This is a genomic window from Vibrio sp. 1641 (genome assembly GCF_033339995.1).
Lineage (GTDB): Bacteria > Pseudomonadota > Gammaproteobacteria > Enterobacterales > Vibrionaceae > Vibrio > Vibrio alginolyticus.
In genome coordinates this window covers 1-619 of sequence record NZ_JAWOVP010000287.1, presented here as the reverse complement: position 1 = coordinate 619, position 619 = coordinate 1, and the positions used below count along the sequence as shown (strand labels likewise).

Annotated in this window: 1 pseudogene; it reads left to right on the top strand. The window is 48.3% G+C overall.

The window, feature by feature from the left end:
• Positions 1-495: pseudogene (locus tag R7Z47_RS25565) on the top strand (inositol monophosphatase family protein); the annotation flags it as partial.
• Between the last annotated feature and the right edge of the window lie 124 nt (positions 496-619).

Sequence of the window (619 nt, the reverse complement as noted above, 5' to 3'; positions counted from 1 at the left end):
GCGTTAATTGACAACAGCAAACCAGCGATGGGCGTGGTGTATGGGCCTGTGTCTGGCGTCACGTAGTACGCATACAGCGGCAAAGGTGCGTGGAAAATCCCAGACATGTCTGAAAGCGTGAAAATCCACACGCACAAACATGAACAAGCAGGACAAAACATTGCCATTGCTATTAGCCGTCGCCAAGACATTAATCTTATCACCAGCCGCATGAGCAGCGCTTGGAACTACGACTTAATTCCTCTCGGTTCTGCAGCACTAAAAGCGTGTTTGGTGGCGGAAGGAGCGGTCGATTGCTATTTACGTTTGGGCCCTACTGGCGAATGGGATACAGCAGCAACGCAATGCATCGTGGAAGAAGCAGGCGGACGTATTCTCAGCACTCACCTCGAACCTTTGTCTTACAACGAACGGGAAACGCTAGAGAACCCGAACTTTATCGTGCTGGGCGATACGGATTTGCCTTGGGATGACATCCTGCAACGCAAAGATTAAGTACTTATACTTGCGTAACTCAACTTGTATCATTAGGCCGTGAATTCCGTTCACGGCCTTTGCTTTTTCCCGCATGAGCAGCTTTAACAGTATTTGACCTACCATATACCTAAAGCTAATTAAA